Origin of the sequence: Vibrio orientalis CIP 102891 = ATCC 33934, assembly GCF_000176235.1 — a bacterium.
GTDB lineage: Bacteria > Pseudomonadota > Gammaproteobacteria > Enterobacterales > Vibrionaceae > Vibrio > Vibrio orientalis.
In genome coordinates this window covers 1,968,540-1,992,941 of record NZ_ACZV01000005.1, presented here as the reverse complement: position 1 = coordinate 1,992,941, position 24,402 = coordinate 1,968,540, and the positions used below count along the sequence as shown (strand labels likewise).

At 45.4% G+C, this 24,402-nt stretch carries 24 protein-coding genes; 16 read left to right on the top strand and 8 right to left on the bottom strand.

The features are described 5' to 3' along the window. Nucleotides 1-18 precede the first annotated feature (18 nt). A complete protein-coding gene (gene arcB, locus VIA_RS19790; protein ID WP_004415493.1) occupies nt 19-2,370 on the top strand; it encodes an aerobic respiration two-component sensor histidine kinase ArcB in 2,352 nt (783 codons plus the stop codon). Between the two features lies 1 nt (nt 2,371). Continuing rightward, nucleotides 2,372-2,818 (top strand): hypothetical protein, encoded by a 447-nt coding sequence (locus tag VIA_RS19785; protein ID WP_004415492.1) that lies wholly within the window; start codon nt 2,372-2,374, stop codon nt 2,816-2,818. 83 nt (nt 2,819-2,901) lie between these two features. Here the strand turns inward: VIA_RS19785 and tolC are convergent, their stop codons facing one another. After that, nucleotides 2,902-4,206 carry an outer membrane channel protein TolC gene (tolC, locus tag VIA_RS19780; protein WP_004415490.1) on the bottom strand — a complete coding sequence of 435 codons (1,305 nt, stop codon included), beginning with the start codon at nt 4,204-4,206 and terminating at the stop codon, nt 2,902-2,904. A gap of 232 nt (nt 4,207-4,438) precedes the next feature. Between tolC and nudF the strand changes: the two genes are divergently transcribed. From nudF to parC, 6 genes are all read left to right on the top strand, one after another. Then, nucleotides 4,439-5,068: an ADP-ribose diphosphatase gene (gene nudF, locus VIA_RS19775; RefSeq protein ID WP_004415489.1), complete on the top strand. Its 630-nt coding sequence runs from the start codon at nt 4,439-4,441 to the stop codon at nt 5,066-5,068. Then, on the top strand, nt 5,056-5,496 hold the full coding sequence (locus VIA_RS19770) for a DUF1249 family protein (protein WP_004415487.1): 441 nt from the start codon (nt 5,056-5,058) through the stop codon (nt 5,494-5,496). The genes nudF and VIA_RS19770 overlap by 13 nt, the downstream gene beginning before the upstream one ends. An 8-nt stretch (nt 5,497-5,504) precedes the next feature. Continuing rightward, a complete protein-coding gene (gene cpdA / locus VIA_RS19765; RefSeq protein ID WP_004415486.1) occupies nt 5,505-6,326 on the top strand; it encodes a 3',5'-cyclic-AMP phosphodiesterase in 822 nt (273 codons plus the stop codon). Further along, nucleotides 6,326-6,907: an esterase YqiA gene (gene yqiA / locus VIA_RS19760; protein WP_004415484.1), complete on the top strand. Its 582-nt coding sequence runs from the start codon at nt 6,326-6,328 to the stop codon at nt 6,905-6,907. Before cpdA ends, yqiA begins: the two co-directional genes overlap by 1 nt. 210 nt (nt 6,908-7,117) lie before the next feature. Then, on the top strand, nt 7,118-8,998 hold the full coding sequence (parE, locus tag VIA_RS19755) for a DNA topoisomerase IV subunit B (RefSeq protein WP_004415483.1): 1,881 nt from the start codon (nt 7,118-7,120) through the stop codon (nt 8,996-8,998). A 3-nt stretch (nt 8,999-9,001) separates the two neighbouring features. Further along, the gene (gene parC, locus VIA_RS19750; protein ID WP_004415481.1) at nt 9,002-11,278 is read left to right on the top strand and encodes a DNA topoisomerase IV subunit A; all 2,277 of its coding nucleotides are present in this window, start codon (nt 9,002-9,004) and stop codon (nt 11,276-11,278) included. 54 nt (nt 11,279-11,332) lie between these two features. On the opposite strand, the gene degS is transcribed toward parC, so the two are convergent. The 3 genes from degS to zapG form a co-directional block, all read right to left on the bottom strand. Next, complete coding sequence (gene degS, locus VIA_RS19745; protein ID WP_004415479.1) at nt 11,333-12,397, bottom strand: outer membrane-stress sensor serine endopeptidase DegS; 1,065 nt, start codon at nt 12,395-12,397, stop codon at nt 11,333-11,335. Nucleotides 12,398-12,528: 131 nt separating this feature from the next. Continuing rightward, nucleotides 12,529-13,896 (bottom strand): Do family serine endopeptidase, encoded by a 1,368-nt coding sequence (locus VIA_RS19740; protein ID WP_004415477.1) that lies wholly within the window; start codon nt 13,894-13,896, stop codon nt 12,529-12,531. Between the two features lie 118 nt (nt 13,897-14,014). Beyond that, nucleotides 14,015-14,482, bottom strand: a complete 468-nt coding sequence (gene zapG, locus VIA_RS19735) for a Z-ring associated protein ZapG (protein ID WP_004415476.1) — start codon at nt 14,480-14,482, stop codon at nt 14,015-14,017. A gap of 152 nt (nt 14,483-14,634) precedes the next feature. Here zapG and zapE point away from each other — a divergent pair, with 152 nt between their 5' ends. The 8 genes from zapE (at nt 14,635) to sspB (ending at nt 20,988) form a co-directional block, all read left to right on the top strand. Beyond that, nucleotides 14,635-15,741, top strand: coding sequence for a cell division protein ZapE (zapE, locus tag VIA_RS19730; RefSeq protein WP_004415474.1), 1,107 nt, complete (start codon nt 14,635-14,637; stop codon nt 15,739-15,741). Between the two features lie 244 nt (nt 15,742-15,985). After that, nucleotides 15,986-16,414: a 50S ribosomal protein L13 gene (gene rplM, locus VIA_RS19725; RefSeq protein ID WP_004415473.1), complete on the top strand. Its 429-nt coding sequence runs from the start codon at nt 15,986-15,988 to the stop codon at nt 16,412-16,414. Nucleotides 16,415-16,429: 15 nt separating this feature from the next. Next, nucleotides 16,430-16,822 (top strand): 30S ribosomal protein S9, encoded by a 393-nt coding sequence (gene rpsI, locus VIA_RS19720; RefSeq protein ID WP_004415472.1) that lies wholly within the window; start codon nt 16,430-16,432, stop codon nt 16,820-16,822. Nucleotides 16,823-17,150: 328 nt separating this feature from the next. Further along, on the top strand, nt 17,151-17,744 hold the full coding sequence (petA, locus tag VIA_RS19715; protein ID WP_004415469.1) for a ubiquinol-cytochrome c reductase iron-sulfur subunit: 594 nt from the start codon (nt 17,151-17,153) through the stop codon (nt 17,742-17,744). After that, nucleotides 17,744-19,009 carry a cytochrome b gene (locus VIA_RS19710; RefSeq protein WP_004415468.1) on the top strand — a complete coding sequence of 422 codons (1,266 nt, stop codon included), beginning with the start codon at nt 17,744-17,746 and terminating at the stop codon, nt 19,007-19,009. Before petA ends, VIA_RS19710 begins: the two co-directional genes overlap by 1 nt. Continuing rightward, the gene (locus VIA_RS19705) at nt 19,006-19,743 is read left to right on the top strand and encodes a cytochrome c1 (protein WP_004415466.1); all 738 of its coding nucleotides are present in this window, start codon (nt 19,006-19,008) and stop codon (nt 19,741-19,743) included. Before VIA_RS19710 ends, VIA_RS19705 begins: the two co-directional genes overlap by 4 nt. 97 nt (nt 19,744-19,840) lie before the next feature. After that, nucleotides 19,841-20,476 (top strand): stringent starvation protein SspA, encoded by a 636-nt coding sequence (gene sspA / locus VIA_RS19700; RefSeq protein ID WP_004415465.1) that lies wholly within the window; start codon nt 19,841-19,843, stop codon nt 20,474-20,476. A gap of 11 nt (nt 20,477-20,487) precedes the next feature. Then, nucleotides 20,488-20,988, top strand: a complete 501-nt coding sequence (sspB, locus tag VIA_RS19695) for a ClpXP protease specificity-enhancing factor (protein ID WP_004415464.1) — start codon at nt 20,488-20,490, stop codon at nt 20,986-20,988. A 50-nt stretch (nt 20,989-21,038) separates the two neighbouring features. Here sspB and VIA_RS19690 read toward each other — a convergent pair whose 3' ends face one another. The 4 genes from VIA_RS19690 to VIA_RS19675 are packed head-to-tail and all read right to left on the bottom strand — an operon-like array spanning nt 21,039 to nt 24,381. Then, nucleotides 21,039-21,617, bottom strand: a complete 579-nt coding sequence (locus VIA_RS19690; RefSeq protein WP_004415462.1) for a BON domain-containing protein — start codon at nt 21,615-21,617, stop codon at nt 21,039-21,041. A gap of 3 nt (nt 21,618-21,620) precedes the next feature. Next, on the bottom strand, nt 21,621-22,211 hold the full coding sequence (locus tag VIA_RS19685) for a phosphoheptose isomerase (protein ID WP_004415461.1): 591 nt from the start codon (nt 22,209-22,211) through the stop codon (nt 21,621-21,623). Between the two features lie 3 nt (nt 22,212-22,214). Next, a complete protein-coding gene (locus VIA_RS19680) occupies nt 22,215-22,580 on the bottom strand; it encodes a YraN family protein (RefSeq protein ID WP_004415460.1) in 366 nt (121 codons plus the stop codon). After that, nucleotides 22,567-24,381: a penicillin-binding protein activator gene (locus VIA_RS19675; protein WP_004415458.1), complete on the bottom strand. Its 1,815-nt coding sequence runs from the start codon at nt 24,379-24,381 to the stop codon at nt 22,567-22,569. The genes VIA_RS19680 and VIA_RS19675 overlap by 14 nt, the downstream gene beginning before the upstream one ends. Between the last annotated feature and the right edge of the window lie 21 nt (nt 24,382-24,402).

Here is a 24,402-nt window from a genome sequence, read left to right as displayed (position 1 = left end):
TTTTTCGCGGAGCTTTCAATGAAACCGATAAAAAATCTCGCCCAGTATTATGTCGACCTTCTGGTCAAATTGGGTATTTTGCGTTTCTCCATCTTACTTGCTTTGGCTTTAGTCGCGCTTGCGGTCGTTGTTCAAGTCGGTATCACGCTCGTTCTCAATGGTCATGTGGATGATATCGATATCGTCCGCTCTGTCTTCTTTGGCCTGCTTATCACCCCTTGGGCGGTCTATTTTCTTTCGGTGGTTGTCGATCAGTTGGAAGAGTCCCGCCAACGCCTTTCTAAGTTAGTTTCAAAACTCAAAGATATGCGTTCTCGTGACCAAGAGCTGAATAACCAGCTGCAACAGAACATCGCCAAACTGAATCAAGAAATTGAAGAGCGTATTAAGGCGGAAGAAGCGCGCGAAGAAGCGATGAAAGATCTTGAGAATGAGGTCTATCAGCGTGAAAAAACTCAAGTTGAACTTGCGGAGCGAACTGCGCTGCTGCGCTCGTTTATCGATGCGTCACCTGATTTGATCTATTACCGTAATGCTGAAGGCGTTTTCTCTGGCTGTAACAGAGCGATGGAAGAACTAACCGGTAAGAAAGAGAGTCAATTGGTTGGTCTCACTCCGTGGGATGTCTACAGCAAAGAAGTTGCCCAACAAATTGTTGATACCGACCAAAAAGTATTTTCAGACAATCAAGCCTTAACCTATGAACAATGGTTGGAATACCCTGATGGGCGCCGTAACTACTTTGAACTGCGTAAGGTGCCTTTCTATAGCAAAGATGGTCGTCACCTTGGTTTGGTCGGCTTTGGTCGTGATATTACCGAGCGTAAGCGTCATGAAGAGTCATTAGAAAAAGCCAGTCGCGATAAAACAACGTTTATCTCGACCATTAGCCATGAATTGCGAACGCCGTTAAATGGTATTGTTGGTTTAAGCCGCATGTTGCTAGATACGCAAATGACCCAAGAGCAGCGCAGTCACATGCAAACCATCAACGTTAGTGCGATCACTTTGGGCAATATCTTTAACGATATTATTGATATGGATAAGTTTGACCGTCGTAAACTGGAGCTTTTCCCTTCAGCGCTAAACTTTGAGGAATTTGTCGCGGAGATGGAGAGCATTTCTGCATTGATGGCGTCGCAAAAAGGGCTGCGTTTTGATCTCGAAAGATTGAGTGATTTACCGACTGGAATTGAGGTCGATGCAACCCGACTGCGTCAGGTACTTTGGAACCTGATTAGTAATGCGATGAAGTTTACTAAAGAGGGCGGTGTGGTGATGACCGTGAGCTCTGAAGTCATTGATGAACATGCTCATATCATTATGGAGATTGAAGATAGCGGGATTGGTATTCCAGAAGCTGAACTGGATAAGATCTTCGCCATGTACTACCAAGTGAAGTCTGGCAAAGACAACTTGCATGCAGTGGGTACAGGCATTGGCCTAGCGGTATCGAAGCAGCTGATTAACATGATGGATGGCGATATCACTGTTTCGAGTGAAGAGGGCTTTGGTAGTACCTTTACTGTGACCATTCGCGTGCCATTGATTGAAGTGGCAGTCCCTCAAGCTGTGGCGTCGCTTCAATCGCAAGAATTGAATATTTTTATGGTTGAAGATATTGAACTCAATATCACCGTTGCTCGCTCGTTACTGGAGAGTATGGGCCACGAAGTCTCAGTGGCGATGAACGGTGCAGAAGCGATGGAGATGTTTGACCCTGAAATTTACGATCTGGTGTTCCTAGATATCCAGTTGCCTGATATGACGGGCTTTGATATCGCCGAATACTTCCGTCGTACCTATTCCGATCTTCCTCCGCTGGTGGCACTGACAGCTAATGTTCTGAAAAATAAGCAAGAGTATCTTGAGAGGGGCATGGATGATGCGATCAGTAAACCGCTTTCAGTGACCGCAGTGCATGATGTGTTAGCCAAGTTTACTCAAGGTGAACAAGAAGAGATCATTGAGCAGGCAGAGGTGATTGAAGCCGTCCCTGAAGGCGGTGAGATCTACGCTCGATTACTCGACCTAGAAATGCTTGAGTCTTATGTCAGCATCGTCGGTCCCAAGCCCGTGTTAGACAGCATTCAGATGTTTGAAGATATGATGCCTGATTATCTGCAAGTCCTTGATTCTAATATGGTTGCAAGACACCAAGAAGGTATTGTCTCTGAAGCGCATAAAATTAAAGGGGCCGCAGGGTCTATTGGTTTGAAACATATTCAAAGTGTTGCCCAGAAAGCGCAATCGCCGGATCTACCTGCTTGGTGGGAAAATATTGATGATTGGGTTGAAGAAATGAAGAATGAGTATGAAAATGATATTCAAATCCTCAAAGAATGGCTCAATAACAACAAAGGTAAATAAAATGAAAAAAGTAGCATTAGTTTCGCTCGGTGTCGCTTTGTTGGCCGGTTGTGCGACTCAGCAAGTGGGCTGGGAGCAAGATAACCAAGCAGTGATTGCCGAATCAACAGTGACGCTTAAAAGTAACCTTTGGTTGAACAAAATGCCGACCATCGGTGAGGTGCAAGATAATACTTTGCATGGCGCACTCTATTTAGAGTCAGACTCAACGCTACCCGCTGAACTAGATGTCGAGAATATTTCGATTCAGCAAGGTGAGGAGACTTGGATGATTGATGGCGATTTGCTTGAGATGCGCACCCATAGCCCAAATCAGTGGGAGGTGGTGTTTGTTTGGCAATTCCCAGTCGACCCTAATCAGCCAGTTAACGTTGCGTTGCTTCTGAATAACAACGATAAAGTAGAGTGGCTAGTTGAGAACAACGTTCAGATCGATACTGTTTACTGATTATTATTCTATATCTTAGAGACAAAAAAGGCTGACTCCGCATGGAGTCAGCCTTTTTCATATAAAGCCGATAGGATTACTGATTAGCTTTTCTTAAGACCAGCGTTGATATCTAGGATATCTTGCTCGCTTAGTGTACCTACTGCTTGACGTAGCTGAAGGACACTTAGAATGTAGTCGTAACGTGCGTTTGATAGGCTCTTGTTCGCATCGTAAAGACGACGAGTTGAATCAAGCACGTCAACGATAGTACGAGTACCTACATCGAAGCCTGCTTCGGTCGCTTCTAGTGCTGACTGAGCTGAAACTACTGTTTGCTCATAAGCGCGTAGTGCACCAATAGAAGCGCTGATGTTGTTGTTAAATGCACGAACATCTTTAACTACGCTGCGGTAAGTCGCTTCTAGATCTTGGCTTGCTGCAACATAGCTGAATTCAGCTTGTTTTGTTAGCGAGGTTGTTGCACCACCAGTGTAAAGTGGAACATTTAAGTTCAGGCCAACGTTGAAGTTGTCTGAATCATAGTCGCTAGGGCTATCGTTTTGCTCTGCAATAGTATATCCACCATCAAGTGTCAAAGATGGTAGGTGGCCAGAGCTTTGAAGCGATATGTTATCTTTCGCAATATCTTGAGTGATACGAGCTGCAAGTAACTTTAGGTTTTTCTGCTGTGCTTCTTCAACTAATGTATCAATAGCAGTCGATGTTTTACTTGCAGAGAAACGTTTAGTATCAAGTACATCTAAGTTAGAGTGCTCTTGACCAGTAATCTCGCGTAGACCTTCATAGCTGTTTACTAGGCTGTTTTGCGCCAATACTTCATCTGCGAGTACCGCATCGTATTGTGCTTGAGCATCATGTACGTCGGTAATTGCTGATAGACCTACTTCAAAACGTTGTTTAGTCTGTTCTAGCTGACGGCCAACTGCCGCTTTTTCTGCTTGAACAAACTCTAAGTTGTCTTGTGCACGCAGTACATCGAAGTATGCCGTTGAAACTCGTAGAATAAGTGCTTGTTGCGTTGCAGCAAATGATGCATCCGACTGACGAGCAGTTTTTTCTGCTGAATCAAGAGTTACCCAGCTTGAACGTTGGTATAGCTCTTGAGAAAAACTAATTCCTGCATTCCATGCATTTGAGTCGTTGTCTTGACTGTTTAGTTCACCACGATTGATATCGTAAGCTGCTGTTAGATTGATTTGTGGTAGTAAAGATGCACGGCTTGATGTCACTGCTTCAAATGCGGCATCACGCTGAGCAGCTGCACTAAGTAGCGTAGGGTCGTTTTCTTTCGCTTGATTATAAATGTCTGCCAGTGTGTCAGCGAAAGCGTTCGTGCTTAGTCCGCCTAGTGCTGCACTGATAAATAGTGGAAGCAGTTTCTTCATTAGTCCTATTCCTGCCAAAATATGAAAAAGGTGTCTCATCGGGAGTTTAACTCAATTGATGGGAAATCACTCTATACTTTGCAAAGTTTTACACTTAACTATCCACTTGTACAATAAATTTAATTCATCAATTTAACTGAATTTATAAAAATTGTACAAAAAGTTGAGCCATGCCCTTGGAAGTTAAGCTTTTGTCTGAGTAAACTATAAGATTCACTCAGAGAGGTGCCAAATGCAACAGTCTGACAATCAAGATCAACAGTTTACTCCCCAAGATGTGGAAATAATCTCAAAAGAAACACTGTTTCAGGGTTTTTTTAGAATGGTTAAATATCGCTTCAAACATAGATTGTTTGAAGGTGGGTGGAGTGAGCCGATTGAGCGCGAAATGTTTGAACGTGGTCATGCTGCTGCAATGCTTCCTTATGATCCTATTGCTGATCAGGTGGTGATTATTGAACAGATCCGTGTCGGAGCACTAGAACATCAAAGTCCTTGGCAGCTTGAAATTGTCGCAGGCATGATTGACCAAGGTGAAGTCGCGGAAGATGTTGTGCGCCGAGAGGCGGTCGAAGAAGCGGGAATTGAAGTCGGGTTATTGGCAAAAGTGACCTCTTACTACCCCTCTTCGGGTGGCTGCTCTGAGATGCTGGATGTTTTTGTTGGTCAAGTCGATGCGAGCACTGCGTATGGCGTTCATGGTTTAGACTATGAAGGGGAGGACATTCGTGTTCACGTGATGTCTCGTCAACAGGCCTACCAGTGGGTCATCGATGGGAAATTTGAAAATGGTGCCTCTATCATTGCACTGCAGTGGCTAGAGCTTAATCATCAACGTTTGAAAGAAGAATGGAACAAGTAGCAATAAAGAAACCGTATCATGTTGATTTATCTGATTTGATGCGCACATATGAAACAAACTACGCCAAATTGAACGCTTTGCTGCCTCATCAGCCGAGTGTCGATGACGTACGTTGCTACCAAGCTGCGAATATGACCTACCAAATTCAAGTGGTAGAAGTCACAAAGTACACAACTTTGGTCGATATTTGTCAAAGTGATGACGTTCCAGTATTTCCATTGCCTACGATGTCTGTCAGGCTCTACCACGATGCGCGCGTAGCAGAAGTATGCGCTTGTGACCATCTGAAACGTGTGAATGCCCGATACGATTATCCAAATGAGAAAATGCTCCAACAAGATGAAAAGGTCCAGCTCAACCGTTTTTTGGGCGATTGGCTTTCATTTTGTTTAAGACAGGGTATTAGTCGCACCCCATTGAATATTTAGGGTTTGTTTTGAAAGTAACGTCTATTTCATCAGATCAAGACAGCATCAAGCTGCTACAAATTACCGACACTCATCTGTTTGAGCCGTTGGACGGTAGCTTGCTAAGTGTCAAAACTCTCGACAGCTTTCATGCAGTTGTCGATGCAATTGTTGATAGTGGAGCAAGCTTTGATGCGCTGCTCTCAACTGGTGATATCTCCCAAGACCATAGTGCGATCTCTTATCAGCACTTTGAACAAGGCATCGAAAAGCTTGAATTGCCATGCTTTTGGTTGCCGGGGAACCATGATTTTAAGCCGAGTATGAACTCGGTGCTGCCTTCTAGTCAGATTCAGCAAGTTGAGCACGTGTTGCTTGGTGAGCATTGGCAAATCGTGCTGCTCGATTCACAAGTCGTCGGTGTACCACACGGTTTTTTAACCGAGCAGCAGTTAACTATGCTTGATGAAAAGTTGTCGGAGCATCCTGAGCGTAATACGTTGGTGTTGCTGCACCATCATCCGATTTTGGTCGGTAGTCGTTGGCTCGATCAGCATACGCTTAAAGAAGCGGATAGCTTTTGGCGTGTGGTTGAAAAGCATAACAACGTGAAAGCGGTGGTATGTGGCCATGTTCATCAAGATATGAACGTGATGTATAAAGGCGTCCAAGTGATGTCGACGCCATCAACCTGCGTTCAGTTTAAACCTAACTGTGATGACTTCTCTCTTGACACTTTATCACCAGGCTGGCGTGAGTTAGAACTGTATAATGATGGTTCTGTCTCAACCGAGGTGAAGCGTTTAAAACCAGGCAGCTTCCAACCCGACTTTAACTCAGCAGGCTACTAATGAAACCGTCACTGCTTCTTTATATCCATGGCTTTAACAGCTCGCCTTTATCGCACAAAGCGAACGTAATGAAAGCGTACTGTGAAGCTCAAAGGCCAGATATTAAAGTGGTGATCCCACGTTTGCCGTGCTTTCCCCAGTCAGCCGCCGCGTTGTTGCTTGATATCGTCCATCAATATAAAGATGACTATCGTATCGGACTGGTAGGTAGCTCTTTGGGCGGCTACATGTCAATGTGGCTTAATGCTCAATTTGGCTTTAAGGCGGTGGTGGTAAATCCGGCGGTTAAGCCTTACGAGTTGTTGGTCGACTTCCTTGGTGAGCAAGAAAATCCTTATACCAATGAAAAGTACTTTCTTGACGCTGGGCACATTGATGAGTTAAAAGCCTTAGATACACCATCGATAACATCTCCTGCTGATTTTTGGTTATTGCAGCAAATGGAAGATGAAGTACTCGATTATCGTCAAGCAGTGACACATTTTTCCGGTGCTAGACAAACGGTAGAAAAGGGCGGCGATCATAGCTTTGTTGATTTCGAACGTTACCCGGCTCAAATCATCGAATTCTTACAACTCTGACTCTCATTGAGGGAAGAGTCATAATTTTACTTGTTACTTACTCATCTCTCTTGACATAATCAGGTCTGTTCCAGACTATGTTTCTCCTGTGCTAAGCAGGATTTAAAGCGATTAGAATTTGTTCGCACTCTCAAAGAGTCAAATCATTGAGCATATATTTACCTGCCTGTTTAGCTACTCCATTTATTCTTTATAAAGATATTCCGTATTATGACTGAACAATATAATGCGAAAGACCTTTCGGTTCTTGAAGGTCTTGACCCAGTACGACATCGTCCTGGCATGTATACCGAGACAGAGCGTCCAAACCATCTTGCACAAGAGGTTATTGATAACTCGGTCGATGAAGCACTTGCTGGGCATGCAAAAAAGATCAAAGTCATTCTCCATGCTGACCAATCACTTGAAGTGATCGATGATGGTCGAGGCATGCCGGTTGATATTCACCCTGAGAAAGGTATCTCAGGTGTCGAACTTATCATGACCAAGCTACATGCTGGTGGTAAGTTCTCTAACGACAACTATAAGTTTTCTGGCGGTCTACACGGGGTTGGTATCTCGGTAGTAAATGCGCTCTCTAAGCGCGTTGAAGTGACGGTGAGACGTGGTGGTGAAATACATGAAATCGCTTTTGAAGGCGGTAATGCTGTTACAGAACTAACTGTGACAGGTACTTGTGGCCACCGTAATACCGGTACTGCGGTACATTTTTGGCCAGACGAAAAATACTTCGATAGCTACAAATTCTCCGCATTGCGCCTAGTGAATAACCTACGTGCGAAAGCGGTTCTTTGTCCTGGGTTAGAGATTACCTTCAGTGACAAAGTGAACAACGAAGAGCATAAGTGGTTCTACGAAGATGGCCTAAAAGACTACCTTTCTGAAGGCGTTAAAGGCTATGAAGTACTTCCTGCTGAACCTTATATCGGCGAATTTACCGCAGATACAGAGATGGCGACGTGGGCGGTGATCTGGCAGCCAGAAGGCGGTGAGATGATCACGGAAAGTTACGTTAACCTAGTCCCAACCAAGCAAGGTGGTACACACGTTAACGGTTTACGCCAAGGTCTGCTGGATGCGATGCGTGAGTTCTGTGAGTTTCGTAACTTGCTACCACGTGGCGTTAAGCTAACTGGTGACGATATCTTTGATCGCTGTTCGTATGTCCTATCGGTGAAGATGCAAGATCCTCAGTTTGCTGGTCAGACAAAAGAGCGTCTTTCATCTCGTCAAACCGCGGCATTTGTTTCTGGTGTGGTTAAAGATGCCTTCAGCCTGTGGTTAAACGAAAAGCCGCAACTTGCTGAGCAACTGGCAGAAGTGTGTATCGCCAATGCTCATCGTCGTATGCGTGCAAGTAAGAAAGTCGTACGTAAGAAGGTGGCTTCAGGTCCAGCACTACCAGGTAAGCTGACAGATTGTTCAGTACAAGATTTAAATCGCACTGAAATCTTCTTCGTCGAGGGTGACTCGGCAGGCGGCTCAGCAAAACAAGCCCGAGATCGTGAGTTCCAAGCGGTGATGCCACTGCGTGGTAAAATCTTGAACACTTGGGAAGTCTCGGCTGATCAGGTCTTAGCCTCTCAAGAAGTACATGATATTTCAGTCGCACTGGGTATCGACCCTGATAACGACAATCTAGACAGTTTACGCTACGGTAAAATCTGTATCCTTGCCGATGCGGACTCGGATGGTCTGCACATTGCGACGCTACTGTGTGCCCTGTTTACGCGTCACTTCCGTGCGCTAGTAGAAGCGGGTCATATCTATGTGGCAATGCCTCCTCTGTTTCGAATCGACTGTGGTAAAGAAGTATTCTATGCCCTAGATGAGGATGAAAAAGAGGGCATCTTAGAGCGTCTATCGAAGAAAAAAGCCAAAATCAACGTGCAGCGATTCAAAGGTCTGGGTGAGATGAACCCACTTCAGCTGCGTGAAACAACCATGGATCCAAATACTCGTCGTCTGGTTCAGCTAACCATTGATGACAATGAGCAGACCATGGAAATGATGGATATGTTGCTAGGTAAGAAGCGTGCGGATGACCGCCGTCACTGGCTGCAATCTAACGGTGATATGGCAGAGGTTTAGTGAATGTCTAGTGAGATTACATACGATGGCGTTGAACAATTGCCGATGCGCAAGTTCACCGAAGACGCTTATCTAAATTACTCAATGTACGTAATTATGGATCGCGCCTTGCCATACATTGGCGATGGTTTGAAGCCGGTTCAACGACGTATTATTTACGCAATGTCGGAGCTTGGTCTCTCGGCAGCAGCAAAATATAAGAAATCAGCACGTACCGTTGGTGACGTGTTAGGTAAATACCATCCGCATGGCGACTCAGCGTGTTATGAAGCGATGGTATTAATGGCCCAACCATTTTCTTACCGTTACCCATTAGTGGACGGTCAAGGTAACTGGGGTGCGCCAGACGATCCTAAATCTTTCGCCGCGATGCGTTATACCGAAGCGAAACTGTCTAAGTTTGCCGAAGTCCTACTTGGTGAACTTGGCCAAGGTACGGTCGAGTGGCAACCTAACTTTGACGGCACGATGAAAGAGCCGCAAATGTTACCTGCGCGCCTGCCGCACATTCTATTGAATGGCGTTACTGGTATCGCAGTAGGTATGGCTACCGATATCCCGCCGCACAATGTACGCGAAGTGGCCGATGCAGCGATTCACTTGATCGATCATCCAAAAGCAGAACTGCCGGATGTGATGAACTTTGTCCAAGGTCCGGATTATCCAACTGAAGCGGAAATCATTTCTCCGAAAGCGGATCTTGAGAAGATCTACCGTACTGGTCGCGGTAGCGTCAAGATGCGTGCGGTATGGCACAAAGAAGGCTCTGATATCGTTATCACCGCTTTGCCACACCAAGTGTCGGGTGCGAAATTGTTAGAACAGATCGCCAACCAAATGCGCGCGAAAAAGCTGCCAATGGTCGATGATCTGCGTGATGAATCGGATCACGAGAACCCAACACGCATTGTGGTTGTGCCTCGTTCAAACCGCATCGATTGCGATCAGTTGATGAATCACTTGTTCGCATCAACCGATTTAGAGAAAAGCTTCCGTGTAAACCTGAACATGATTGGTCTCGATAACCGTCCACAGGTGAAAGGTCTGGTACAGATTCTTTCTGAGTGGATTGAGTTCCGTCGTACTACCGTTCGTCGTCGTTTACAACATCGCCTTGATAAAGTAATGGCGCGTTTGCACATTCTTGAAGGTTTGTTGATTGCGTATCTAAATCTTGATGAAGTAATTGAGATTATCCGTACTGAAGATGATCCTAAAGCGGTATTAATGGCACGCTTTGGTATTACCGAAATTCAAGCGGATGCGATTCTAGATACCAAACTTCGCCACCTAGCCAAGCTAGAAGAGATGAAGATCCGTGGCGAGCAAGACGAGCTTGAAAAAGAGCGTGAGAAGCTAGAGAAGCTACTTGGCTCTGAGCGTCGCATGAATACTTTGTTGAAGAAAGAAATTCAAGCTGACGCTGATAAGTATGGCGATGACCGTCGTTCTCCACTGGTTGAACGTGCTGAGGCGAAAGCGCTAACTGAACGTGATCTAGTTCCAAGCGAACCCATTACGGTTGTTCTGTCAGAAAAAGGTTGGATTCGTCATGCCAAAGGGCACGATGTTGACGCAGAAGGGTTGAACTACAAGTCTGGTGATAAGTACCTAGCCCATGCGCGTGGTAAGAGTAATCAGCAAGCGGTGTTCCTTGGTAATGACGGTCGAAGCTACTCGCTCGAGTCTCATTCTATGCCATCTGCACGTAGCCAAGGTGAACCCATCACGGGTCGTCTTAACATCAATGCTGGAACCAGTATCCGCCATGTAGTGATGGGTGAAGAAGAGCAGCTATGGCTGATCGGCTCAGATGCAGGTTACGGCTTTGTGTGTAAAGGCAGTGATTTACTGTCGAAGAACAAGAGCGGTAAGGCTTTGGTGACATTGCCTGCGAATTCTGAAGTGATCTCTCCACAAACGATTAGTAACTTGGACACGGATGAGATCCTGACCATTACTAACCAAGGTCGAATGCTGTTGTTCCCGATTAAGGATCTACCTCAGCTCGGTAAGGGCAAAGGGAATAAGATCATTAATATTCCAGCAGCGAAGGCGAAAGAACGTGAAGAGTATGTCTCTCACTTGATCTCTTTGCCGCAGGGAAGCTCGGTGACCTTGTATGCTGGTAAGCGTAAGCTAGGGCTGAAAGCCTCTGATCTAGAGAACTTCCGTGGTGAGCGCGGACGCCGTGGTGGTCTACTGCCTAGAGGCTTGCAACGTGTGACTCGCATAGATATAGAGTCAGCGGATAGTACAGACTCAGAAATTCAAGAGTGATAATAAAAAACCCATGCTTAGGCATGGGTTTTTACTTGTTACAGTAAGAGCCAATTAATCACGGCTATCTTCTTCAATCGTCACCTTAAGTGTCATTTCTTTTCCTTTGCGCAGAATCAACACATCGACCACGGTTCCAGGTCTTAGCTCGGTGACAATGTCCATAACACTTTGACGGCCATTAATTTTCTGATCGTTAATTTTGAGAATAATATCTTGCGGCTCAAAGCCCGAGTTGGCTGCCGGCCCATTAGGGTCCACTCCTAACACAACGATACCGCCCAAATGTTCACTGCCCAGTAGCCTAGAGGTGACGGAGTTAATATCTTGGCCATCAATACCAATGTAGCCTCGAATCACACGTCCATCCGCAATGATCTTTTGCATGATTTTGTTCGCGAGAGCGTACGGAATTGCAAATGAAATCCCATAGGTTTCAAGCTCAGTCGCTTGCTGGAACGAAGCCGTATTGATACCGACCAGCTCACCACGGCTATTGACTAAGGCGCCTCCAGAGTTTCCTTCATTGATGGCAGCATCGGTTTGGATAAAGGCTTGATGACCATCTGCACTGATCGAGGAGCGACCAGTGGCTGAAATAATACCGAAGGTAGTGGTTTGCCCTAGGTTGTATGGGTTACCAATGGCTAAAACGACATCACCAACAATAGGGGCATAGTCAGGGTTGAGTGGAATGACAGGCAGGTTGTCTCCCTCAACACGCAATATAGCGATATCTGTGCGGCGATCTTTACCAACCAACTGCGCGGCAGCAACGCGACCATCTTGTAGTGCGACAATAATTTGGTCTGCTTGAGCCACTACGTGATAGTTAGTAATGATGTAGCCTTTTTCACTCACGATTACCCCTGAGCCTAAGCCTTGAGTAAGGAGCTTCGAACGATCATTCTCAGTGTATTTTCGGCTATAGATATTGACGACAGCGGGCGCTGCTTTTCGTACCGCTTTGTTAAAGGATATTTGAGATAAACTATCGACGCTGCGATCTTCGGGAATCTCTTGCGGAAGAATATTAGTACGTAGAGAGGGAACGGCGATCAGCAATAAAGCGGCTGTAGCTAAGCCTAAACCAACAGAACGCAACAAAAATTGCAGCATGCTTTCCTCGTTAACGGTTAGAAAATGGATGAGTTGGTGAAGAATAGCACTAGATGGGAAAATAATAAAAGGACAGCCGCTTATGCAGCTGTCCTTTCAAGGTAATATCGCATTTTGAGTGGCTAGGGCGATTAGCGAATGACGAGATAGATACTTCGATCTCCACGTTGAATATTAAGCGCTAACACACCTGACTGTTTTTCGACGATCTTTCTAAAATCAGCGAGGTTTTTCACTCTTTGGCGGTTGACTCCAATGATGATGTCGTCTTGTAGCAGTTGATACGCTTCTGCATTAGAACCAGCCTCTACAGACGTCACTTTGACACCTTGAACCTTGTCTGAGGCATTCGTATTACTTAACTGCGCGCCTGCCAACCCTTCATGCAGTTTGTCCGCGGTTGTTTTCATACTCGCTTGTTCGCCCAACGTGACACTGAAAGACTTCTCTTTGCCATCTCGGATTAGGCCTAAATTGACTTTCTTACCCGCGCCCAATGTGGCGACTTTGGCTCGTAACTCACTAAATGAGTTAATCGCTTTGCCATTTACCGAGACAATAACGTCGCCTGCTTCTAAGCCCGCTTTATCTGCGGCACTGTCTGGCACGACTTGGCTGACAAAAGCCCCTTTGCTTGATTCATAACCAAGTGCTTCGGCGAGCTCAGAGGTGATTTCGCCCCCTTGGACGCCTAGCATGCCGCGTTTCACTTCGCCAAACTCTAGAATTTGCCCTGTGAGGTTGGTCATCATGTTGGAAGGAATGGCGAAACCGATGCCGACATTGCCGCCATTCGGTCCCAAAATGGCGGTATTAATGCCAATCAATTCTCCATTTAGGTTGACCAGAGCACCGCCGGAGTTACCGCTGTTGATCGCAGCATCGGTTTGAATAAAGTTCTCGAAGTTTTCTAGGTTTAAACCACTGCGGCCTAAAGCAGAAACAATACCTGAGGTAACGGTTTGTCCTAGGCCAAATGGGTTACCAATCGCAACAGTGAAATCGCCGACTCGTAAGTTGTCTGAATCGGCAATTTTTATCTCAGTCAGGTTCTTGGCTTTCTCCAGTTTGAGTAACGCGACGTCGGACATTTGATCACCACCAACCAGTTCTGCATCATATTCGCGGCCATCGTGGAGTTTGACGCGAATCTTTTTTGCACCATTAATGACGTGGTAGTTGGTGATGATATGGCCTTTCTTGGCATCAATAATAACGCCGGAACCTAGTCCTCTAAATGGACGCTCTTGCATTTGCTCGGCAGGGAAGTCTGGACCAAAAAAGAAGCGGAACTGATCGGGGATTTGTTGCTTCGATATCTGAGTGCCTTCAACTGAGATGCTGACGACAGCAGGTGTCACTCGCTCTAGCATCGGTGCTAGGCTCGGTAGTTGTTCGCCATCAATAGACAAAGGCAGTGCTGCTGTTGCCTGAATTGGCGTGATGATTGAACTTAGGCTTAGAGATAGAACAGTTAATACAAGCAAAGGTTTTTTCATCGGATACTCCTAGTTGATTAAGGGCACAATTCTTAAACTTGTACGTAGAATAAGAATTCGATGGCCACTTCTAGAAATATGACTCAAAAACCTTTGCAAAGTTCAGCAAAGAAAATGGTTATGAGGCTTTCGCGGAAACCACATCCTGAGAATCAAGAATCTCTTTCTTCTCTTCTTTTAACAGGCCAGTTGAACCTGATGCGTAATCTTTTGGCGCTTCGTTAAGGGGCTGAATATCAGCGAGGACTTCAGCACCTTCAGCTTCGCTTGGCACTTCTGACTGCTGGTTAATCTTCTTAACGAATGGGTTGTCTTGTTCTGGAATATTTGGCAATAGCTCACTTGAGGTCTTTGCCATGTGTTGGTAAAGCTTAGTGTACTCTTTACCAAGTGAGTCTAACATTTCCGCAGATTGCGCAAAGTGATCAGCAAGGTCTTGTTTTTGCTGTTCTAATTCAAACTTCGCGGTTTCTAAATCTTTTTGGACACTTTTCTGTTTCTTATATCCAGGTGTGCTCAAACGTGAGATCACAACCCCTAAAACGGTACCGACAAGCAAACCAACGAGGGCATACATCCAAGGCATAATAGCTCCTTATCATTGTTATTTAACATGTTTTTTACTGGTTAGTTACACATGTTGTACTCACATGGTACTATGAGAGCCTTAGCCAATAAAGAAAAATGCATGTGCTCTACATAGCAGTTTCATAGTCTTCTTCATTAGGTAACGAAGCGATGACGCCACTAGAAATCTATAACAATGACATAAAAGAACATGGTTTTCAGAAGGATGCAGCTCAACTTCAAGCGGTTTCGGCCCTTGATAAGCTCTATCACGAACTTCTCGAATACCTAAATACGCCTGTAGAAAAAACGACAGGGTGGAGAAGTTGGTTCGGTAAGCAGTCTGCGACCTTACCCACGGCGCCGAAAGGTTTGTATTTTTGGGGCGGCGTCGGGCGAGGCAAGACCTATTTGGTTGACACGTTCTTTGACTCTTTACCTACCGAAAAGAAAATGCGTGTTCACTTTCATCGCTTTATGTACCGAGTTCACGATGAATTAAATGCCTTGGGTGATGTAAATGATCCGTTGGAGTTAGTCGCGGATAAATTTAAATCTGAAACGGAAATTATCTGTTTTGATGAGTTTTTTGTTGCTGATATCACTGATGCGATGATTTTAGGCACTTTATTTCAAGCGTTGTTTAAGCGTGGGGTGATTTTGGTTGCAACGTCTAATATCCCGCCTGAAGATTTGTATCGCAATGGCCTACAGCGAGCACGTTTCCTTCCTGCGATTGCCTTGATTCAAGAAAACTGTCACATACTCAATGTTGATAGTGGTATCGACTATCGACTAAGAACGTTAGAGCAAGCGGAAATATACCACTACCCACTTGACCAGCAGGCAAGTGAAAACCTCGCACACTATTACGAGCAGCTGGTGGGAGAAGGGAAGCGCGGTGCCGAGAGTATTGATATTAACCATCGTGAGATTACTGTAATTCAAGCATCAGAAGATGTATTGCATGCTACCTTCGAGCAGTTATGCCAGTCAGCGCGTAGTCAGAATGATTATATTGAAATGTCTCGCCTCTATCACACGGTACTGCTGGCTGACGTTAAGCAAATGCATAGTACGATTGATGATGCCGCGCGACGCTTTATCGCGCTAGTGGATGAGTTTTATGAGCGCAATGTAAAACTGATTATTTCATCGGAAGTGGCATTAGAAGAGCTTTATGCTGGTGGATTGCTTGAGTTTGAGTTCAAACGTTGCCAATCGCGATTGATTGAAATGCAAAGTCATGATTATTTGGCGAAAGAGCATTTGGCGTAACTCCTCGCCAAGCCAGAGCGGGATTGAAAAAAAATGAATTTTTTCTGCGAAAAGAGGTGATTTTTTCTACTGACTTCTCTATAATCCTGCGACCCACCGTTACTGCAGACCTTATTATCGAAGGTATTTCGACATAACGGGTCGAGAGTGCCAACCACTCGAAGGGGTGTTGACTGGACTCTTAGTCAGTGGGAGCGAAAGCTCCTTAAGTGTAAATTTAATTATTGAACGGGTTATTATTAGCATGAAAACTTTCGTTGCTAAACCAGAAACTGTAAAACGCGACTGGTACGTTGTAGACGCTGAAGGTAAAACTCTTGGCCGTCTAGCAAGTGAAATTGCATCTCGCCTACGTGGCAAACACAAAGCTGAATACACTCCACACTGTGACACTGGTGATTACATCATCGTTGTTAACGCGGAGAAAGTTACTGTAACTGGTAACAAGGCTAAAGGTAAGATTTACTACCGTCACACAGAATTCCCTGGCGGCCTAAAATCAATCAGCTTCGAGAAGCTAATTGATCGCAAGCCAGAGATGGCTCTTGAACTAGCAGTTAAAGGTATGCTACCACGTGGTCCTCTTGGCCGTGCTATGTACCGTAAGCTGAAAGTTTACGCTGGCGCTGAGCACAACCATGCTGCTCAACAACCACAAGTACTAGACATCTAATCGGGGATTTCGAAAATGGCAGATAATCAATACTACGGTACTGGCCGTCGCAAAAGCTCAGCTGCACGTGTTTTTGTTAAACCAGGCAGCGGCAACATCGTAATCAACAAGCGTAGCCTTGATGAGTACTTTGGTCGTCCAACTTCTCGCATGGTTGTTAAACAGCCTCTAGAGCTAGTTGAACTAACTGAGAAACTAGACCTATACGTTACTGTTAAAGGTGGCGGTATTTCAGGTCAGGCAGGTGCGATCCGTCACGGTATCACACGTGCTCTAATGGAATACGATGAGTCTCTACGTCCTACTCTACGTGCAGCTGGTTACGTTACTCGTGACGCACGTTGCGTTGAACGTAAGAAAGTTGGTCTACGTAAAGCACGTCGTCGTCCACAGTTCTCTAAGCGTTAATCTTTTTTCGAAAAGATTCGCTTCCAATGCTTGCATTGGAATGTGGCACCAAAAGCCTGGCTCTTGCCAGGCTTTTTTGTTTTCCCCACCAAAAAAATTCCTATCCGACACATACTTAGTGTTTCAGTTATCCTACTTCATCTCCTTTTGTGACCTCACTGGCGATTCGCCTCACAAATGTTACAAAAAGGTAGCTTTATCTTGTCAAAAAGTAGGGTTTTATTTATCATTTGCCGTCAAATAAATACAACTAAATTCGTATTTTGTTAGCCATGCTCTTTAAGCGGAATAACAATAATCCACAAGGAGCAAATGGGAGAATGTTTGGATGAGCAATGCGCCTTTAAATAACGGTCGCAGACGTTTCTTAACTGCTACAACAGCTGTTGTTGGTGGTTTGGGAGCTGCTGCTGTCGCCGTTCCTTTTATTAAATCTTGGAACCCAAGTGAAAAAGCCAAAGCTGCGGGTGCCCCTGTTGAAGTTGACATCGGTAAACTTGAAGAAGGGCAGATGGTTCGTGTCGAGTGGCGTGGTAAACCTGTATGGGTTGTACGTCGTGCACAAACTGTCGTAGACGGGCTTAAAGCGATCGACGGTCAATTACGTGACCCTTCATCAGGAGAAGAACAACAACCGACTTATGCTCAGAATGCTTACCGCTCAATTAAGCCAGAGTACTTTGTCGCTGTTGGTATTTGTACACACCTTGGTTGTTCTCCAACCTATCTACCTGACAGTTTTAATGAACAAGTTCAGGGTGTGAAATCAGGTTTCTTCTGTCCATGTCATGGTTCTAAATTCGACATGGCAGGTCGTGTATTCCAGGGCGTTCCTGCGCCACTGAACTTAGTCGTACCTAAACACATGTACCTGAGTGATACCAAGATCATTATCGGTATCGATGAAGGAGGGGAGGCATAATGCAAGCTCTACTTGATTGGGTCGAAAAACGCATACCCGCAATGAATGCGTACAAAAAGCACCTTTCTGAGTACCCGATGCCAAAAAACTTTAACTTTTGGTACTTGTTCGGTTCACTCGCAATGCTTGTTTTGGTTAACCAGATCCTGACAGGTATCTGGCTAACAATGAACTACGTTCCATCTGGCGACGGTGCATTCGCTTCTATCGAATACATCATGCGTGACGTTGAATACGGTTGGCTACTGCGCTACATGCACTCGACAGGCGCTTCTGCGTTCTTCGTCGTGGTTTATCTGCACATGTTCCGTGGTTTAATCTACGGTTCATACCAGAAGCCTCGTGAGCTACTGTGGATCTTCGGTATGCTTATCTTCCTCGTGTTGATGGCTGAAGCCTTCATGGGCTACCTACTTCCATGGGGTCAGATGTCTTACTGGGGTGCTCAGGTAATCATCTCTCTGTTTGGTGCTATCCCTGTTATCGGTGATGACCTAACACTATGGATTCGTGGTGACTACGTTATCTCTGGTGCAACGCTAAACCGTTTCTTTGCTCTGCACGTTATCGCACTACCGATTGTACTTCTGTTGCTTATCGTTCTACACGTACTAGCACTACACGAAGTGGGTTCGAATAACCCAGACGGTATCGAAACTAAGCTTCCTAAAGGCACAATGGGCGACGACTATAAGACTCAGTTCCCATTCCACAAGGATTACACGAAGAAATACGACATCATCGACTCTATTCCTTTCCACCCATACGGGACCGTGAAAGATATGGTTGGTGTGGCAGGTTTCCTATTCTTGTTCTGTTACGTGCTGTTCTTTAACCCAGAGATGGGCGGTTACTTCCTTGAGCCACCTAACTTTGAAGCGGCAAACCCTCTGAAAACACCAGAGCACATTGCTCCTGTATGGTACTTCACTCCGTTCTACGCGATCCTTCGTGCGGTTCCGGACAAGCTACTAGGTGTGGTTGCAATGGGTGCGTCTATCGTGGTTCTGTTCGTTCTACCTTGGCTAGACCGCTGTAAAGTTCGTTCTTACCGCTACCGTAGCAAGTTCCATTTATTCAATATCATCCAATTCACGATCAGCTTTATTGCGTTAGGTGTGCTTGGTGCGCTTCCAGCTACACCAACATACACGCTTCTAGCTCAGATCTTCAGCTTAGCTTACTTCATGTTCTTCGTGCTGCTGTACTTCTACAGTAAGAACGAAGCGACTAAGCCACTACCAGAAAGGGTGACATTCAAATGAAAAAATGGATTGTAATTTTATTTGCAATGCTGCCTTCATTGGCAATGGCAGCGGGTGCGAACGTACCACTTGATAAAGCAAACAACGACCTGAGTGATCAAGCGTCACTGCAAAATGGTGCGAAACTGTTTATGAACTATTGTTTCGCCTGTCACTCAACTCAGTACCAACGTTACGAGCGTGTTGCTCGTGACATTGGCATTCCAGTTGATTTGCTAAAAGAAAACCTAATCTTTGACCCAGAAGCAAAAGTGGGCGACTTGATGGAAAATGCCATTCCTGACAAGTCTGCGGCGAAATGGTTTGGTGCTCCACCACCTGACCTAACGCTAGTCGCTCGTGTTCGTGGTACAGATTGGCTATACACATACCTACGTTCTTTCTATGAAGATCCAAGCCGTCCATTTGGCGTAAACAACATTGTTTTCCCAAGTGTTGGTATGCCTCACGTTCTAGAAGAGCTACAAGGCATTCCTAAGCCGGTGTTTGAAACGCACGTTGTTGACGGTAAAGAAGTGACTAAGGTTGTAGCTGTTGAGTCTGACGGTACTGGTGAACTAAACACCGAAGAGTATGACAATGCGGTTCGTGACATAGTGAACTTCTTAGAGTACTCAGGTGACCCAGTTAAGCTAGAGCGTCATGCGCTAGGTTGGTGGGTAATGGGCTTCTTAGTTATCTTCACAATCGTCGTTGTGCTACTGAAGAAAGAGTATTGGCGTGATGTGCACTAATTGTGCTATCATACTGTGCTAATTCCCAATTTTTGAACTTAACAATGGAGGCTTAGCCTCCATTGTTTTTATATTTGTAAGTGTGCTGGAGGGCTCCATGGCTGTAGCTGCCAATAAACGTTCTGTGATGACTCTATTCTCAAGTGCATCTGATATGTATAGCCATCAGGTACGTATTGTTCTAGCGGAGAAAGGTGTAAGTGTTGAAGTTGAACTAGTAGATGAAGCAAATCTACCGGCTGAACTTATTGAACTTAACCCATACAAGACAGTTCCAACATTAGTTGACCGTGAGCTTGCGCTTTACGATTCAAAGATCATCATGGAATACCTAGATGAGCGTTTCCCTCATCCACCATTGATGCCTGTATACCCGGTTGCTCGTGGTAATAGCCGTCTAATGATCTACCGTATCGAGAAAAACTGGTACACGCTTGCTGAAAAAGTCGTTAAAGGTAATGCTGAAGAGTCGGAAGCTGCTCGTAACAAGCTACGCAACGACCTTCTAACTCTTGGCCCTGTATTCGCAGAATATGAATACTTTATGAGCGAAGAGTTTAGCCTAATCGACTGCTATTTAGCACCGTTACTATGGCGTCTACCACAGCTTGGCATTGAGCTAGTAGGTCCAGGCTCTAAAGAGCTAAAAGTTTACATGAACCGCGTATTTGAACGTGATTCATTCCTAGCTTCTCTAACAGAAGCTGAACGTGAAATGCGTCTAACTCGTTAATCGGCGAGAAGATGGATATTGCGAATATGACACCACGCCGACCATATATGCTTCGTGCATTTTATGAGTGGTTGGTGGACAACGACTTAACGCCACACTTAGTTGTGGCGGCAGATCTTCCTGGGGTACGTGTACCGTTGGAGTTTGTGCAAGATGGTCAAATCATTCTTAATATCGCACCAAGAGCGGTAGGGAATTTAGAGTTAGGCAACGAAGCGATTACGTTCAGTGCTCGTTTTAGTGGTCGCCCACATTCCGTTATCGTTCCACTGTATGCTGTTCAAGCGATTTATGCGCGTGAGAACGGCGCTGGCACAATGTTTGAGCCAGAAGATGCATACATGGGTGAATATGAAGAAGAGGGTATCTTCGAAGAGGACATGACAGCAGAAGAGTCTCCTTTATCTGTTGCCACTGAATCTGAGCAGCTTGAAACCTCTGAAGTGAACGATGGTGGTGATGATGAGCCACCAAGACCAAAAGGTCGTCCGAGCTTAAGGGTCGTCAAATAATAAAAAAGCAGCGTATTACGCTGCTTTTTTTGTATCTGAATGATGTGAACTTAACTTTCGCTTTCATCGGAATGAAACGCTCGAACCACTTGTTTGACGCCCGAGATGTTTCTCGCGACATCAGTGGCAATATCAGCATGTTGCTGTGAAACGTAACCAAGCAAGAACACTTCTCTATCTTCGGTAATAACCTTGATCTTCACACCGCTTAACTCCGAGTTAGCCAGCATAGCCGATTTTACTTTGGTGGTTATCCAGCTATCGTGGCTAATCTCACCCATAGATAGTGGAGGCTTAACTCTAAGTTGGTTGTGAACGTTATTTACCCCTTTGATCTTACGCGTCTGGGATTCTAAATCACGTTTTAACGCTTCGGTATTCGCTTGTCCTACTAAGATGACAGTGCCATCGTATGAGCTAGCAGTCACGCGGGCATTACCGCGAAATGGTGCTTTATTGCCGATGCCAGCTACTTCAAACTCTATGTTGTTATCATTCCAGATTTCTTGGGTAGTTCTCGGGTCGATAACAATGCTTGCTGTTGTGGCAGCGCCAGCTACGAACAAGCCAGCACAGCCTGTTGTGGATAGGATAAACAGTGATAACAAGAAGGCCTTAATCGAATTCATAGCTTACTCTTCGTGGGCTGGGAATAGTACTTGGTCGATAAGATCGCACAAGCAGTGCAGCGTCACCATATGAACTTCATGAATTCTTGCAGTTCTGTGAGAAGGAATACGGATTTCTACATCATGCTCACCGAGTAAACCGGCCATTTCACCGCCGTCTTTACCTGTTAGGGCAATAATCGTCATATCACGCGTTACCGCGGCTTCCATTGCTTTGATAATATTTTTGCTATTACCACTGGTTGAGATAGCAAGCAAAATATCACCAGGCTGGCCAAATGCGCGTACCTGCTTAGAAAAAATCTCTTCATAGTGGTAGTCGTTGGCGACTGCAGTCAGAGTGGTATTGTCTGCAGTAAGAGCCATACCAGGTAGGCTAGGGCGCTCAGTTTCAAAACGGTTAAGAAGACAAGAAACAAATTGTTGCGCGTTTGAAGATGATCCACCATTACCGCAGCAGAGGATTTTATTACCATTCAATAGGCTGGCGACCATCGCTTGAGCGGCGTGGGTAATGGCATCTGGAAGCGCTTCTGCAGCGGCGATTTGGATCTGAATACTTTCTGTAAAGCTGTCTTTAATGCTATCGAGCATTGTTTATCCTTGAGTTATTGCATTTTTTATCCACTCGATTTGCTCTCCATGCTGATGAATGGCGATTAAATCAAAGCGAAAATCAGTTGAATAGACGGACAAGCCATTTTTCATTAGCCACACATTGGCGGCTCTAATTAGCTTTTGTATTTTTGAGCGAGTGACAGTCTCAGCCGCATGACCAAAAGCTTGGCTGTTTCGGTAGCGCACCTCAACGAAAACAATACTGCTTTTGTCGCGCATGATGAGATCGAGCTCTCCACCTTTAGCAAGGAAGTTTCGCTCAATTAGCGTTAAGCCGCAACTGATAAGATACTTTTCAGCTACGGCTTCATAGTGTTGGCCTGTAGCGCGCTTAGTCGTTGGCACCGTGTTCAGCCCAGCTGATTTCGCGCTGTACGACACAGTTATTGTCGATGCTTAGAGTTCCTGTGCTGCCATCAATGGTGTAGTCAGTGACGACTTTCATTTGTGGCAAGTGCTCCATTAGGCGGTAAGCATCCATACCGAGTGCCTGCAAGCGCTTCTCAGCATTTGAATCTTTAGGCCAAAGCTGATCCATTTGCGCTTTAAGTGCTGCGTCTGGGTGGATAAGCAATGGAATGTCGCTATACATTACGCCTGTTAGGTCTTCATACTGGTGGCGGCCGCTGTTACTGCGTGAGTTAGAGTAAAGCTTAGGCGGTACAGTATCTGGGTTAATCGCGACTTCGATAAATGGTTTAATCAGTGTGAGCTCTGAGCTCTGAGCTACGATGTACACTGAATCAATGTCGCGGCGACTACGAGGCTGGCTTTCTAGCGGTGTGCTCAGTAATGACTCCATCTGTGCAATGTTTTGTTGGCTTGCTTGTAGGCCAAATACATTGTTGATGTCACGTTGAAGTTGGCGTTTATCACCAAACAAGCTTACCGCAACTTTGTTGTCGCTGTATTTTTTCCATTCTTGCTCAAACGCTTCAACGACGCGAGGACCTAAACGACCTTTTGGCGCCAAGATGAGTGGGAACTTATAGCCTTGCGCTGCCAAGTGTTTTGCTGCTTGAGCGACTTCTTGCTCTGGCGATAGAGCGAGATAGCAAACATTGGTGCCTGGTTTGACTTCATCAGGAATATTTAGCGCAAGTGCTGAAATGTTGCTGTTTGAGCTAGCCAAAGATTCTTGCAGTTGCTCAATGTTATCTTTAATTAGCGGGCCGACAACAGAATCAATTTGTTTGTCACTCAAAGCGAGTCTAATTTCTTCCGCTGACTGAGCGTTGGTATCAATGACGGTCAAGGTTGCATTTTCATCGCGTTCATCGTCATTCATCATTTCAAGAATGAAACCATCACGGATTAGCTGAGCTTGTTTCGCGAATTTACCTGACAGCGGTAATAGCAGTGCGGTATTGACCGGTTTAGTCATTTCCAGTGCCAAGATATTGAGAATACTTTGCGGCGTATAACGTGCTGCTGGGTGGTTAGGGTTAGCCGCTAACCATTGTTCGAGTTGGCTTTGCAGCTCAGGTAAGTGGCTTGATAATGTTTTGGTATAACCAGAGAGCTCAAGCCATCCGAGCCAGACTGAATTGCTTTCTTGGGCTTGCTGCGCCTCTAACTGAGTTGCAGGAATGAGGCTAAGGTTGCTCCAAATGTTTTGAGCCAGCTTTGGCTGTTCTTGCTCTGATGCATATTGACTGCCCAAAGAGAGCTCTTTGGTTGCGTTGTAGTTATCGCCTTGTGCAGCAAACAACGAAGCGCGCAGCTGATGGTAGTTTTGCCACTGGTCATTAGCCAACTGCCATGATGGGCGGAAATTGAGTTGAGCTAGTGCATCTTGCGGCTTTTCTTGTGCGATCAGTAATTCAGCACGAGCAAGTTGCCACTCTGCTTGTTGCATGTCACTAAGCGACTGGCGAGCAAGACGTTTGATGAGTAACTCTGCTTGAGCGACATCACCGTTATCTACCGCAGCTTTCAACGCCATTACCAACCAATCATTTTGCAAACTACCTGTGCTGCTGTCCGCTCGCATCAAATAGGTCTGAGTCGGTTGGTTTGGATCTAAAGTAATATCGACGCTTTGCGGTGTTTTAGGAGCAGAAGAACACGCCGCCAATGCGACAGCGAGTGCTACAGGAGTCAATAAGCGTGTTACACTGAGACGCTTGTGGTTATTCTTGGCCATGAGTTCTTTACTAATTCCGTA

Excerpts from the sequence above, each read along its gene's own strand:
- arcB (WP_004415493.1), top strand. The coding sequence starts at position 19 with ATGAAACCGATAAAAAATCTCGCCCAGTATTATGTCGACCTTCTGGTC.
- VIA_RS19785 (WP_004415492.1), top strand. The coding sequence starts at position 2,372 with ATGAAAAAAGTAGCATTAGTTTCGCTCGGTGTCGCTTTGTTGGCCGGT.
- tolC (WP_004415490.1), bottom strand. The coding sequence starts at position 4,206 with ATGAAGAAACTGCTTCCACTATTTATCAGTGCAGCACTAGGCGGACTA.
- nudF (WP_004415489.1), top strand. The coding sequence starts at position 4,439 with ATGCAACAGTCTGACAATCAAGATCAACAGTTTACTCCCCAAGATGTG.
- VIA_RS19770 (WP_004415487.1), top strand. The coding sequence starts at position 5,056 with ATGGAACAAGTAGCAATAAAGAAACCGTATCATGTTGATTTATCTGAT.
- yqiA (WP_004415484.1), top strand. The coding sequence starts at position 6,326 with ATGAAACCGTCACTGCTTCTTTATATCCATGGCTTTAACAGCTCGCCT.
- parE (WP_004415483.1), top strand. The coding sequence starts at position 7,118 with ATGACTGAACAATATAATGCGAAAGACCTTTCGGTTCTTGAAGGTCTT.
- parC (WP_004415481.1), top strand. The coding sequence starts at position 9,002 with ATGTCTAGTGAGATTACATACGATGGCGTTGAACAATTGCCGATGCGC.
- degS (WP_004415479.1), bottom strand. The coding sequence starts at position 12,397 with ATGCTGCAATTTTTGTTGCGTTCTGTTGGTTTAGGCTTAGCTACAGCC.
- VIA_RS19740 (WP_004415477.1), bottom strand. The coding sequence starts at position 13,896 with ATGAAAAAACCTTTGCTTGTATTAACTGTTCTATCTCTAAGCCTAAGT.
- zapG (WP_004415476.1), bottom strand. The coding sequence starts at position 14,482 with ATGCCTTGGATGTATGCCCTCGTTGGTTTGCTTGTCGGTACCGTTTTA.
- zapE (WP_004415474.1), top strand. The coding sequence starts at position 14,635 with ATGACGCCACTAGAAATCTATAACAATGACATAAAAGAACATGGTTTT.
- rplM (WP_004415473.1), top strand. The coding sequence starts at position 15,986 with ATGAAAACTTTCGTTGCTAAACCAGAAACTGTAAAACGCGACTGGTAC.
- rpsI (WP_004415472.1), top strand. The coding sequence starts at position 16,430 with ATGGCAGATAATCAATACTACGGTACTGGCCGTCGCAAAAGCTCAGCT.
- petA (WP_004415469.1), top strand. The coding sequence starts at position 17,151 with ATGAGCAATGCGCCTTTAAATAACGGTCGCAGACGTTTCTTAACTGCT.
- VIA_RS19710 (WP_004415468.1), top strand. The coding sequence starts at position 17,744 with ATGCAAGCTCTACTTGATTGGGTCGAAAAACGCATACCCGCAATGAAT.
- VIA_RS19705 (WP_004415466.1), top strand. The coding sequence starts at position 19,006 with ATGAAAAAATGGATTGTAATTTTATTTGCAATGCTGCCTTCATTGGCA.
- sspA (WP_004415465.1), top strand. The coding sequence starts at position 19,841 with ATGGCTGTAGCTGCCAATAAACGTTCTGTGATGACTCTATTCTCAAGT.
- sspB (WP_004415464.1), top strand. The coding sequence starts at position 20,488 with ATGGATATTGCGAATATGACACCACGCCGACCATATATGCTTCGTGCA.
- VIA_RS19690 (WP_004415462.1), bottom strand. The coding sequence starts at position 21,617 with ATGAATTCGATTAAGGCCTTCTTGTTATCACTGTTTATCCTATCCACA.
- VIA_RS19685 (WP_004415461.1), bottom strand. The coding sequence starts at position 22,211 with ATGCTCGATAGCATTAAAGACAGCTTTACAGAAAGTATTCAGATCCAA.
- VIA_RS19675 (WP_004415458.1), bottom strand. The coding sequence starts at position 24,381 with ATGGCCAAGAATAACCACAAGCGTCTCAGTGTAACACGCTTATTGACT.